The sequence below is a fragment of the Aeromicrobium sp. REDSEA-S32_B7 genome (assembly GCF_001626145.1).
In the GTDB taxonomy this organism is placed as follows: Bacteria; Actinomycetota; Actinomycetes; order Propionibacteriales; family Nocardioidaceae; genus Aeromicrobium; species Aeromicrobium erythreum.
On sequence record NZ_LUNF01000144.1, the window covers coordinates 1 to 10,683 of the forward strand.

At 71.1% G+C, this 10,683-nt stretch carries 14 protein-coding genes; 2 read left to right on the forward strand and 12 right to left on the reverse strand.

The genetic code is table 11. The features are described from left to right. From A6Q79_RS10145 to A6Q79_RS10195, 11 genes are all read right to left on the reverse strand, one after another. Positions 1-113 (reverse strand): rubredoxin (locus tag A6Q79_RS10145; RefSeq protein WP_317698079.1); only part of this gene is annotated, 113 nt, incomplete at its 3' end. Then, positions 110-364: a rubredoxin gene (locus A6Q79_RS10150; protein WP_067855299.1), complete on the reverse strand. Its 255-nt coding sequence runs from the start codon at positions 362-364 to the stop codon at positions 110-112. The genes A6Q79_RS10150 and A6Q79_RS10145, both read right to left, overlap by 4 nt. Then, on the reverse strand, positions 364-1,611 hold the full coding sequence (locus A6Q79_RS10155; protein WP_286690657.1) for an alkane 1-monooxygenase: 1,248 nt from the start codon (positions 1,609-1,611) through the stop codon (positions 364-366). The genes A6Q79_RS10150 and A6Q79_RS10155 overlap by 1 nt, the downstream gene beginning before the upstream one ends. A 262-nt stretch (positions 1,612-1,873) precedes the next feature. Next, positions 1,874-2,752, reverse strand: coding sequence for a type II secretion system F family protein (locus A6Q79_RS10160; RefSeq protein ID WP_067855293.1), 879 nt, complete (start codon positions 2,750-2,752; stop codon positions 1,874-1,876). A 1-nt stretch (position 2,753) separates the two neighbouring features. Beyond that, positions 2,754-3,689 carry a type II secretion system F family protein gene (locus tag A6Q79_RS10165; RefSeq protein ID WP_286690671.1) on the reverse strand — a complete coding sequence of 312 codons (936 nt, stop codon included), beginning with the start codon at positions 3,687-3,689 and terminating at the stop codon, positions 2,754-2,756. A gap of 5 nt (positions 3,690-3,694) precedes the next feature. Next, positions 3,695-5,083: a CpaF family protein gene (locus A6Q79_RS10170; RefSeq protein WP_253023957.1), complete on the reverse strand. Its 1,389-nt coding sequence runs from the start codon at positions 5,081-5,083 to the stop codon at positions 3,695-3,697. Between the two features lies 1 nt (position 5,084). Further along, positions 5,085-6,281, reverse strand: a complete 1,197-nt coding sequence (locus tag A6Q79_RS10175) for a P-loop NTPase (protein ID WP_286690658.1) — start codon at positions 6,279-6,281, stop codon at positions 5,085-5,087. Beyond that, complete coding sequence (locus A6Q79_RS10180) at positions 6,278-6,952, reverse strand: Flp pilus assembly protein CpaB (protein ID WP_286690659.1); 675 nt, start codon at positions 6,950-6,952, stop codon at positions 6,278-6,280. The genes A6Q79_RS10175 and A6Q79_RS10180 overlap by 4 nt, the downstream gene beginning before the upstream one ends. A 260-nt stretch (positions 6,953-7,212) precedes the next feature. Then, complete coding sequence (locus A6Q79_RS10185) at positions 7,213-7,431, reverse strand: Flp family type IVb pilin (protein ID WP_286690660.1); 219 nt, start codon at positions 7,429-7,431, stop codon at positions 7,213-7,215. Between the two features lie 181 nt (positions 7,432-7,612). After that, a complete protein-coding gene (locus A6Q79_RS10190) occupies positions 7,613-7,750 on the reverse strand; it encodes a Flp family type IVb pilin (RefSeq protein ID WP_083516257.1) in 138 nt (45 codons plus the stop codon). 75 nt (positions 7,751-7,825) lie between these two features. Beyond that, the gene (locus A6Q79_RS10195) at positions 7,826-8,362 is read right to left on the reverse strand and encodes a hypothetical protein (RefSeq protein ID WP_286690661.1); all 537 of its coding nucleotides are present in this window, start codon (positions 8,360-8,362) and stop codon (positions 7,826-7,828) included. 204 nt (positions 8,363-8,566) lie between these two features. On the opposite strand from A6Q79_RS10195, the gene A6Q79_RS10200 reads away from it, so the two are divergent. Beyond that, a complete protein-coding gene (locus A6Q79_RS10200; protein WP_158509173.1) occupies positions 8,567-8,734 on the forward strand; it encodes a hypothetical protein in 168 nt (55 codons plus the stop codon). A gap of 67 nt (positions 8,735-8,801) precedes the next feature. Then, positions 8,802-9,125 carry a hypothetical protein gene (locus A6Q79_RS10205; protein ID WP_067855273.1) on the forward strand — a complete coding sequence of 108 codons (324 nt, stop codon included), beginning with the start codon at positions 8,802-8,804 and terminating at the stop codon, positions 9,123-9,125. Between the two features lie 8 nt (positions 9,126-9,133). On the opposite strand, the gene A6Q79_RS10210 is transcribed toward A6Q79_RS10205, so the two are convergent. Next, on the reverse strand, positions 9,134-10,630 hold the full coding sequence (locus A6Q79_RS10210) for an FAD-dependent oxidoreductase (protein WP_289016645.1): 1,497 nt from the start codon (positions 10,628-10,630) through the stop codon (positions 9,134-9,136). Between the last annotated feature and the right edge of the window lie 53 nt (positions 10,631-10,683).

Consider the following 10,683-nt stretch of genomic DNA (forward strand, 5'->3'; position numbering starts at 1 on the left):
GTCCAGTCGTCGGGGATGTCCTCCCAGCGGGTGCCGGGCGGGAATCCTTCCTCCTCCCAGCCCTGCGCCTCGTCGTAGATGAACCCGCACTGCTGACACTCCCAGACCTTCACTGCTGCGCTCCCTGCTCCGCCTGCCGGGCCTGGGCGGCCCGGGTCTCGGCACTGATGATGTCGCCATCCTGGTCGTTGTGCGTGAACTCCGCCTCCGGCACGAAGTCGACCTGCTCACGCACGCCGCAGTCGGGGCAGGTCCAGTCGGGGTCGACGTCGGAGAACGCCGTGCCGGCGGGCCAGCCCTCGCGCGGGTCGCCGACGGCCTCGTCGTAGACGTACTCGCAGTTGGGGCAGATGAACCGCGCCATCAGGCCACCGCCTCGTGCGTGCCGCGGCGACGGTCGCCGTAGCGGGCGCGGTAGGTCTCGGCCATCCGCGGGTGCAGGTTGGCACGCTCGACGTCGCCGTCGTAGTGCGCCAACACCCGCTCGTCCATGACCTTGCGCCAGACGGCGGGGATCCAGGTGGCGACGATCATGCCGGCGTAGCCGGTGGGCAGCACCGGCGCCTCCTTGAAGTCGCGCAGGGCCTGGTAGCGACGCGTCGGGTTCGCGTGGTGGTCGCTGTGGCGCTGCAGGTGGTAGAGCAGCACGTTGGTGCCGATGTTGTTGCTGTTCCAGCTGTGCGAGGGGTTGACGCGCTCGTACCGGCCCGACTCCAGCTTCTGGCGCTTCATGCCGTAGTGCTCGAGGAAGTTGACCGACTCGAGCAGCCAGATGCCGAGCACGGCCTGCACGAGCAGGTAGGGCAGGAGCTGCCAGCCGAAGGCGGCGAGGGCGAAGCCCCAGAGCAGCACGCTGAACATCCAGGCGTTGACGAGGTCGTTCTTGAGGCTGAGCGGGCTCTTGCCGAGGCGTCCGAAGCGCTTCTTCTCCAGCTCCCACGCGCTGCGCAGGCTGCCGACGACGGTGCGCGGCATGAACTCCCACACGTTCTCGCCGAGCCGGCTGCTCGCGGGGTCCTCGGGCGTGGCGACGCGGACGTGGTGGCCGCGGTTGTGCTCGATGTAGAAGTGGCCGTAGAAGGTCTGGGCGAGGGCGACGCGGGCGAACCAGCGCTCGTGCTCCTCCTTCTTGTGGCCGAGCTCGTGCGCGGTGTTGATGCCGATGCCGGCCACCATGCCCATGCCGGTGGCCAGGCCGAGCTTGTCGTACCAGGTGAGGGGGTCGGTGATCCCGGGGAGCACGCTGGCCGAGAACGGGTCCCAGCCGAAGATCGTGCCGTCGCCGAGCAGGAAGCAGCCCCAGAGGAATCCGGCGAGCTGCAGCGGGATGAACGCGTACGTGACCCAGCGGTAGTAGCGGTCCTCCTCGAGGGAATCGATGAGCTCGTCCGGCGGGTTGTTCGGGTCGAGCCCGGCGACCAGGTCGACGAGCGGGACGACCACGAACAGGAAGAACGGTCCGAAGTACCACCACACGTGCCAGCCGGTGGCGGCGACGGCGCCCCAGATGACGAGCGGGATCAGCGGGACGATCGCCCCGATGAGCCACAGGTAGCGCTTCTTGTCGGTCCACTCGACGGTGCGTCCGTCGACCGTGGTCGAGAGCGTCATGGGTACCTCCTGGTGCCGGTCACGCTGCGGCGGGGTGCGGCGTGGATCACTTGACAGGACGGTACCGACTGTCAAGTGACTTGACAACCCCTCGAGGAGTGTCAAGTGAGCGGTGTCACGTCGACACAGGGGCGAGCCGCCCCCGATTGGGAGATCGGGGACGGCCCGCTGAGGGCCCCGGACCGGGGCAACAGGGAAACCGCGGTCCGGGGTGCCTGGGGACCGGACGAGCCGGCGTCTTCGGTTGTGGTCGGGTGCGGCGTCAGTTGATGGCGTAGGCGTAGACGATGGCAGGACCCATGACGATCGCGAACAGCACGGGCAGGATGCAGGTCATTAGGGGAATGAGGATCTTCACCGGCACCTGCTGAGCCCTGGCCTCCGCCCGGCGGCGGCGGCTGAGCCGCATCTCCTGCGCCTGGCTGCGGACGACGGACGCCACGGAGACGCCGAACTCCTCGGCCTGCACGACGGCCTTGCAGAACGTCCTGAGCTCGTCGACCGACGTGCGCTCGGCGAGGGCCAGGTAGGCCTCCCTTCGCGCCATGCCCAGGCTCATGTCCTGCATGAGCCGCGACGCCTCCTCGGCGAGCGGGCCGGTCCCCCGCTCCGCCGCCTTCGACAGCGCCGCCTCGAACCCGACGCCTGCCTCGAGCGAGATGACGATCTGGTCGAGCATGTCCGGCAGCCGCTTCTGGATCTCGGCCTGTCGTTTGGTGGCCTGGTTGTAGACCAGCAGGTCCGGGACCATGTAGCAGAAGCCGATGATGCCGAGGGCGACGAGCGGCATGAGCGGGTTGCTGGTCTTGCTCACGAGCAGCGCGCCGAAGAGCAGGCCGAGGACCGCGGTCGCCGGCTTCATCAGCACCACGCGTTCGCGCGTCCACCCCTCGGGGTGACCCGCCAGCACCAGGTTCCGCTCGAGACGGCGCAGGGTCGAGCTGGGCGTGAACCGCTCCCAGAGGTCCGCACGGGTGCGGTCGACCTTCACCACGCCGGTGTCGGAAGCCGCCTCGGCCGCCGCCGACAGGCTGCGGGCGCGCTTGCGCACCCCGCCCCCGCCGGGCGTGGCGACGGCTCCGGTGCCCATGAGGAGGAGCAGGAGGGAGCAGACGAGCAGGAAGGCTGCGAGCATCACCATGTCAGAACTCGATCCGGACGATGGAACGCATCCAGAACCCACCGAGCACGTACATCAGCCCGCACACCACCATGATCACCTTGCCGATGAACACGTCCGCGAAGACGCTCATCTGGGTCGACGCGACCATCGAGTAGTAGATCCCGACACCCACGGGGAGCCCCATGAGGATGTAGGCGGAGAGCCGGCCCTCGGCCGACAGCGCCATCACCTGCTCACGCACGTGGTGCCGCTCGCGGATGGTCTCGGCCACTTGGTCGAGGATCTCGTTGAGGTTGCCGCCGGTCTCGCGCTGGGACTCGATGGCCTGCGCGATCCACTGGAAGTCCTCGGACTGCATGCGGTCGGCCACGTCCTCCATCGCGTCCACCAGGTCGCGCCCGATGCGGTACTCGTTGACGACCCGCGACAGCTCCTCCGACATCGGCGCCTCTGCGTCGTGGGAGGCCGCGTCCATCGCACGCGGCAGGCTCTGGCCCGCGCGCAGCGACGACGCCATCATCTGCAGCAGCGGCGCCAGCTGGCTGGCGAACCGCTTGCGCCGCCGCGCGACCTTGACGCGGACGCCGACCTTGGCCGCGACCGGGACCAGCAGCGACAGGAGGAAGGCCGCGACGACCGGCAGCTGCAGGATCACGAGCCCGAAGAAGGTGGCCCCTCCCAGCACGAGCACGGTCACGACCAGCGAGGCGACCGAGCGGCGCACACCGGCGAGTTCGAGCTCCTCGGCCGAGAACGGCCGCCAGCCGCGTCGGCTCAGCAGCTTCTCGACGGCCTCGACGGCCCCATCGTTGGCCCGGCGCAACAGCGGCTTCTGCTCCGTCACGGCGTAGGCGGCCACCCGCCCACGCGTCCCGCGCGTCTCCGGCACTCCGACGACCGCGAGGTAGGCGCACACGAGCGACCCGATCACCAGCACCGCACCGATCACCAGCATCGCGCTCACCCCACCCTTCCCTGGCGGACCAGGTTGTCCAGGTCGAACGCGATGCCGTGGTCGGCGAAGCGCTCGCTGAACCGCGGCCGGATGCCGGTCGGCACCGCGTTGCCGCGGAACCGTCCGTGCTCGTCCACGCCGGCAGCGAAGTCGAAGGTGAAGATGTCCTGCAGCACGACCGTATCGCCCTCCAGGCCCATCACCTCGGTCACGTTCACGACACGTCGCGACCCGTCGCGGAGCCGCTGGATCTGCACGATCAGGTCGACCGCGCTGGCCGCCTGCTCGCGGATCGCGCGCAGGGGCAGGTCCATGCCGGCCATCAGCACGAGCGTCTCCAGGCGCGACATCGCGTCGCGCGGGGAGTTCGCGTGCAGGGTCGACAACGAGCCGTCGTGGCCCGTGTTCATCGCCTGCAGCATGTCGAGGGCCTCGCCGCCTCGACACTCACCGACCACGATGCGATCGGGTCGCATGCGCAACGAGTTGCGCACCAGGTCGCGGATGGTCACCTCGCCCTGGCCCTCGATGTTCGCCGGCCGGGCCTCCATGCGCACCACGTGCGGCTGCTGCAGGTTGAGCTCGACCGCGTCCTCGATGGTGACGATGCGCTCGCCGGCCGGGATGAAACGGCTCAGCACGTTGAGCAGCGTCGTCTTTCCGGTGCCGGTACCGCCGCTGACCAGGATGTTCAGCTTGGCCTGGACACAGGCCTGCAGGAGGTGGGCCATCTGCTCGGTCATGCTGCCGAACCCGATGAGGTCGGTGACCGTGAACGGGTCCTTGCTGAACTTGCGGATGGTCAGCGACGACCCGTCGACCGCCAACGGCGGGATCACGGCGTTCACGCGGGACCCGTCGGCCAGCCGGGCGTCCACGAGCGGCGACGACTCGTCGATGCGACGGCCGACCTTGCTGACGATGCGCTCGATGACCCGACGCAGGTGGTCCTCGGAGGCGAAGCGCGCCGTCACCTGCGTGAGCCGCCCGCGCCGCTCGACGTACACCTGGTCGTACCGGTTCACCATGATCTCGCTGATGCTGTCGTCCTCGAGCATCCGCTCCAGCGGGCCGAGGCCCAGCGCGTCGTCCTCGACGTCGCGCACCAGCCGACGCCGCTCGTCGGAGGTGAGCAGCAGCTGCTGGTCGCCCTCGATGACCGACGTGAGCTCCTCCCGCACGAAGGCGTGCAGCTGGTCCTCGGTGAGGCTCGGGTCGTTGATGCGGGCGCCGATGCGCCCCATGAGGGCCTCGGACGCCCGCGCCTTCATCGACGCGTACGCGTCGCCGAGCGCACCCGAGCCGTCGACGTCCTCCAGCTCCTCCGTCTCCACGACGGCGCTGGTGAACGTGCTGGCCTCCCGGGCGCTGGCGAGCCGGTCGCTCAACCGCATGTCAGGCCACCTCCAGCCGCTTGTGGCCCGGCTTGCCCTCGGCGGCCCGGGCCCGGTCGTAGACCTTCTTGGCCAGAGCCTTGACCGACTTCACGAACGGGTTCGACCGGCTGCTGACGACCAGCGGGACACCCTTGTTGGAAGCGACCGGCACCTCCTTCGCGCGCGGCATGACCACGTCGACCGGGAGGCCGAGCATCGCCTCGACGTCCTTGACCTTGAGCCCGGACTGCTTGTCCGCGAAGTTCAGCACCACGTGACGCGACGCCGGCAGGATCGCCAGCTCGCTCAGCAGCTCGACCTCCTTGCGCACGCTCCGCAGGCAGGCGATGTCCATCGTGCTGACCAGGACCGCGTCGTCGCTCGCCTCGAGCGCCCCGAGGGTCGCCTCGTCGAGCCCGGCCGCGGTGTCGACGACGACGTAGCGGAACTGCTCCTGCAGTTGACGCACCAGGGCGGTGACCTGCTCGGAGGTCACGTGGTCGTTCGCGGCCGGCGACTCCGCGCCGCACAGCACGAAGAACCCGGCCGTATGCACCGTCAGGTAGGTCTTGAGCAGCAGGTTGTCGCGAGCGCCCGGCCCGAACGCGTCCTCGAGCGTGTGGCTCGGCCGCAGGTCGAGCACCGTCGACACGTCGCCGAACTGCAGGTCGAGGTCGACGAGCACGACCTCCATGGGCGACTGCTGCGCCAGCGCGACGGCCAGGTTGGTGGCGATGCTGGTCTTGCCGACCCCGCCCTTGGGCGAGAGCACGGTCAACGTGCGCGACCGGAAGTCGACGGGCGCCGTGGGCCTGGCCAGCTTGAGCGGGTCGCCCGCCGTCGCCGGCGTGCGCGCGTCGAGCCGTGCTCGCAGACCCGCGAGCAGGTTGGGGTCGTCGATGCTCGGTGCGACGTCGCGGATGCCCGAGCGCATCGCCTCGAGCATGACCTCCTTCTCGGTGGCCGCGACGAGCACGAGGTCGACGTCGGGTCGGACCGCAGCGACCTCACGCGCCAGGGCCATGGAGGCCTGCAGCGGCACGGCCGCGGTGAGGATCATCGCGTCGGGGATCACGGTCGGGTCGAGCCCGCGCAGGAAGCTGGAGGAGTCGCCCTGCATGGCGTCAGCACCGAGCGCGACGCACTGATGACCGATGGTCGCCTCGACCCGCCCGGCGAGCTCGTCGTCGCCGCCGACGATCAGCACGAGACTCATGGCGCCACCACCCGGCTGTCGACCGTCCGGCCTCCGCCGGTGTCGGTGTCGGTGGTCTGCTTCGTCAGCCAGACCTTGCCGAACTCCATGGCGTTGACGATCTTCTCGGCGTCGATCGTCCGCACGGCGACCGTCACGGTGGCGCCGGACGCTACCTGCGCGTCGCCGACGCCCGCGGAGACGGCGAGGACGCGGACGCGGTTGGCCGCGTTGGCCGTCCGTCCCTCGTAGCTGGCCAGGACGCCCACCAGGTCACCCGGGGCCAGTGCACCTCCCACGATGCGCTGACCCTCGAGCTGGATGGCGAGCTCCTGCATGCCCTTCGGCACTGCGGTGTCGCCCTTCACGTCGTCGGGCGCGGCGAACTTGGCCGCCGTGAGCTGGTCACCGGGGACGAGCACGCCCTGGGTCACCTCGCCCTCGACGTCCGAGAGGTCGGTGAGGGCACCGGGCACCACCGCAGCCTTCGGCAGCTCGACGGTCTCGACGCTCTTCGCGAGCTCGCTCGCCGGCGTCTTGGTGGCCACCTCCTGGGTGACCCGCAGCACCGTGGTGCGCTCGGTGCCCTCGAAGGCGCGGTCGTCGGCGCCCTGCGCGTAGACGACGAGCGCGGCGAAGCCGAGCACCGCCAGCAGCACCGCAGCGCCGATGGCCAGTCGTTGCTTGTTCACGACAATCTCCCTGTTCCCGTGAAGCGTGCGTCCCTTGACCCCGGGACGCGGGGGCGGTGGGGATCACGACAGGACGCCCCGAGATGCTGCTGCACCCCGTCGCGGGACGGTCCCTCACCCTGTTGCCTGATGTGCCGCCCTCCGGGCTCCCTCTCCGGTGGGCGGCGGGAACGCCGTGGAGGCCTCAGGCTCTCCAGGACGTCCGCGGTGCGGCGTCGACGCCGCGAGCCCGAGCTCGCGGCGTCGCCTCGCTCACGAGATCACGGCGTGGTCGTGGTCGGGGTCGTCCCGCCACCGAGCTTCGTGTTGATCACGCCGAAGGCGTCGTTGATCTTGCCGCCGAGCAGGACCACGGCGGCGATGATCACGGCGGCGATCAGGGCGACCAGCAGGCCGTACTCGACGGCGGTCGCACCCTTCTCGTCACGGCGGTCCTTGGCGGTGGCGATGTAGGCCAGGATGGTCGACAGTGCGTACATGATGTAACTCCCTCAGATGTTTCGAGCCCCGGTTCCCCGATTGCTCCGTCACCCCTGTTGGTGACGCTCCCTGAGAAAAAAGTTAAGTCCGAAAGTCCTGTTTGTCATGCGAGTTACGGGCCATCTCTTCTTAGTTCGGTCGGACTATGGCGTTCGTCACATGCATGGTGTGGCGCAGGTCTCAGAACGGGGGCACGCGCTCGAACAGCTCGAGCACGTCCTGGCCGAAGATGCCCACGGTCGCAGCGATCACCGCGGCGATGAACACCGCCAGCAACGCGTACTCCACCGCGGTCGCGCCGCGCTCGTCATGGGTCATCGTGCCCTCCTCCGGACATCGTCACCGTAGGCGAACTAGTCCGGCAAGGGTGACCAAACCCGCGAGAAAGTGCTCTCAGACGCCCCGGTCGGGGACCTTGGACAGGGCCACGAGCACGAGCTGGGTCTGCGACACGCAGGTCTGCAGCACGACGTCTGCACTCGGGCGCAGGTCGCGCACGAACACGTCGCGACGCTGGTGCCGGTCGACGAGGTCGACCCGGTAGAGACCGGCGTCGACACCGGGGCCGTCCAGCTCGACGACGTCACCGCGGTCGAGCTCCGGGATCCAGGCCGCCCCGCCGCAGTAGTCGTGCTCCGAGACCAGCAGCGGACGGCCCTCCTCCTGCACGTCGATCGCCACCGGGCCGCGGCACGCGTCCAGCGGCGCCTTGAAGGCGGCGAGCGTCGCCGCCGCCGACATCGTCCGCCGCACGTCCGGACGAGGGGCCGGCGAGGGTGACGCCGGCGCGGCCTCCAGCCTCGGCAGCGTCGCGGCGGAGAACGACTCGCCGCCGCCCGGCTGCTCGGGGCTGGTACATCCCGCGACGAGCGCGGCCGTCGCCGTGGCAGCTGCCACGGCGGCAACGCTGGCGCAGGCACGGACGGACATGCGTCGATCGTAGGCGGACCGGGCGCCGGGCGGCACCCGCCGGCGGCACGTCGACGCATGACCTCGCACGAGCCGGGTACTCGACCAGCACGGGCTCGTCCCCCTGGCGGGCCCCGAACGGTGCGGGCCCGTCCCCCTGGCGGGTCCGCACCCTCATGTCTGGAGGTCCTCGTGCCATCACCCCGTCTCCGGTGGGTCCTGGGCGTGTCCGCGACCCTGGCGCTCGCCGTCGCCGGCCTCGCCGGCTCCGCCGTCGTCCGCTACGGCCCGCTGACACAGCCTTGGGGCTACCTGTTCCTCACCCTCGCCGTCCTCGGCACGGTGGGCACGACGCTGCTGTTCGTCATGCGCGCGCACGGCATCGACGACTGAGGCGGTCGCCTGCACGTCCCGGCCCCGCCGGGGTACTCACCCCGCGACCCCGACCGAGGAGGACGCCATGGACGACCAGCCCGACGACGACTGGAGCGGAAGCACCCGTCGACCCTGGTACAACCCCCCGATGCGGACGGGCGGCTCGGAGACCGGCGTCGGCGCCTGGCGCTGGGCCGTGCTGGGCATCGCCGTGCTGGTCGTGGCGGCGATCGTCGTGATCGTGCTGGTCGACCAGGACGTGCTCCCCCGCGCCTGGGCCTACGCGGTGCTGCCGGTCGCGATCATCGCCGCGGCCGCCTCGCGCGTCGTCACGACCCTGAAGGCCAAGGCCGCGACGGACCGCCGCACCTCACGCGACCCCGACGGACCCGACGTCGACGAGCCGTAGGACGCGCGTCACGGCGCGGGACGGGGCGCCGACGCGGGACCGAGGCCGCGTGTCGCCGGACCCTCGACGAGCGTCCCGTCGGGCTCGAACCGCGACCCGTGCAGGGGGCAGTCCCACGTCTGCTCGACGTCGTTCCAGCGCACCACGCCGCCCAGGTGCGGGCAGACGCCGGAGACCGAGCGGACGCACCCGTCCACCGTCGAGGTGGCCACCGGCGGCCGGCCCCGCGTGACGACGCCCTGGCTCTCCCCCGGCACCTCGCCCGCGCGTGCGAGGGCGCCGAGCCAGCCCGACGCCAGGTGCCCGCCGACCGCGGCGTTCCACTGGGCCAGCGACGTCATCGAGCGTGGTCCCGTGAGCCGACCGGGCGGCACCAGCGGGAGCCGGCGGCCCTGCGCGACCGCCGCGGCGACCGCTCGCGCGCCCGCCACCCCGGCCAGGAGACCCCATCCTCCGAGACCCGTGACCACGTGGACCGGGGCCCGTCCTGGGGCCCGTCCGGCGATGGGCACCTCGTCGGGCGTCAGGTAGTCCTGTGCCGACCAGGCGGCGACCTCGGCGCCGACGTCGAGGTGCTCGCGGGCCCACTGGCGCACCGCCTCGAGGTGACGCCCTGCGGGTCCGGAGCGGCCCACCACGTGGCCGTGGCCCCCGACGAGCGCGAGCGGCGCCCGCCCCGGTCGCGGCACCCCACGCACCGTCCACGACGGCGACCCGACCGACACCGCCATCGGCAGTGCCTCCTCGCTCGTCTCGAAGGCGACGACGTACGAGCGGTGCGGCTTGACCGTCGCGAAGGCGGCCGTCCGGTCGAGCACGGGGATGCCGGTGGCGACGAGCACGTGAGCGGCCCTCAGCTCCTCACCGCCCTCGAGCGTGACGCAGGGGCTCGCGCCGCCGCTGACCTGACGGACGCGACGCCCGAGCCGGACGTCGACGCCCGCGGCGACGGCCTCGGCGCCGAGCGCCGCCACGTACGCGAGCGCGTCGACCTGCGGCTGGTCGTCCAGCACCACGGCTCCGTAGCCGGGCAGGCCAGCGGGTACCTCACGCTGCCAGCGCGTGGGCAGTCCTGCGCGCCGGGCGGCCGCGTTCTCGGCTCGCGTGTCGGACGTCCGGTCGCCGTCCGACGCCCAGGTGACCGCAGGGCGGTGCTGCACGTCGACGTCCCAGTGGTCGAGCAGCTGCTCGACCCACGTCTGCGCCTCCCGGCAGGCCTCGACGTACCGCGCGCTCGTCGCCGGCCCGTGGTGGGTCGCGATCGTCGAGAGACGCGTGCCCTGGAGCAGGCTGAGCTTGCCCGTCGACCGTCCGGACGTGCCGGCGCCCAACGTCGGGTGCGCCTCGACGAGCACCACCCGCCGTCCGTGGCGCGCGAGCTCGACGGCCGCGCTCAGGCCGACGACACCGCCACCGATGACGATGTCGTCGACGATGCCGCCGAGGGTGGTCCGTGTCGTCGGTGCGAGGCTCGCCTCGGTGTGCCAGCTCGTCCGTGCCGTCATGACTGCTCCGTCCGTCGGGTGTCGCGACCCTCCTCGTACCCGGCGAGGTCCGT

Bases quoted from the DNA above. Each gene is read 5' to 3' on its own strand.
- A6Q79_RS10155 (WP_286690657.1), bottom strand. From the start codon at position 1,611: ATGACGCTCTCGACCACGGTCGACGGACGCACCGTCGAGTGGACCGAC.
- A6Q79_RS10195 (WP_286690661.1), bottom strand. From the start codon at position 8,362: ATGTCCGTCCGTGCCTGCGCCAGCGTTGCCGCCGTGGCAGCTGCCACG.
- A6Q79_RS10160 (WP_067855293.1), bottom strand. From the start codon at position 2,752: ATGGTGATGCTCGCAGCCTTCCTGCTCGTCTGCTCCCTCCTGCTCCTC.
- A6Q79_RS10210 (WP_289016645.1), bottom strand. From the start codon at position 10,630: ATGACGGCACGGACGAGCTGGCACACCGAGGCGAGCCTCGCACCGACG.
- A6Q79_RS10170 (WP_253023957.1), bottom strand. From the start codon at position 5,083: ATGCGGTTGAGCGACCGGCTCGCCAGCGCCCGGGAGGCCAGCACGTTC.
- A6Q79_RS10175 (WP_286690658.1), bottom strand. From the start codon at position 6,281: ATGAGTCTCGTGCTGATCGTCGGCGGCGACGACGAGCTCGCCGGGCGG.
- A6Q79_RS10190 (WP_083516257.1), bottom strand. From the start codon at position 7,750: ATGACCCATGACGAGCGCGGCGCGACCGCGGTGGAGTACGCGTTGCTG.
- A6Q79_RS10165 (WP_286690671.1), bottom strand. From the start codon at position 3,689: ATGCTGGTGATCGGTGCGGTGCTGGTGATCGGGTCGCTCGTGTGCGCC.
- A6Q79_RS10150 (WP_067855299.1), bottom strand. From the start codon at position 364: ATGGCGCGGTTCATCTGCCCCAACTGCGAGTACGTCTACGACGAGGCC.
- A6Q79_RS10185 (WP_286690660.1), bottom strand. From the start codon at position 7,431: ATGTACGCACTGTCGACCATCCTGGCCTACATCGCCACCGCCAAGGAC.
- A6Q79_RS10205 (WP_067855273.1), top strand. From the start codon at position 8,802: ATGGACGACCAGCCCGACGACGACTGGAGCGGAAGCACCCGTCGACCC.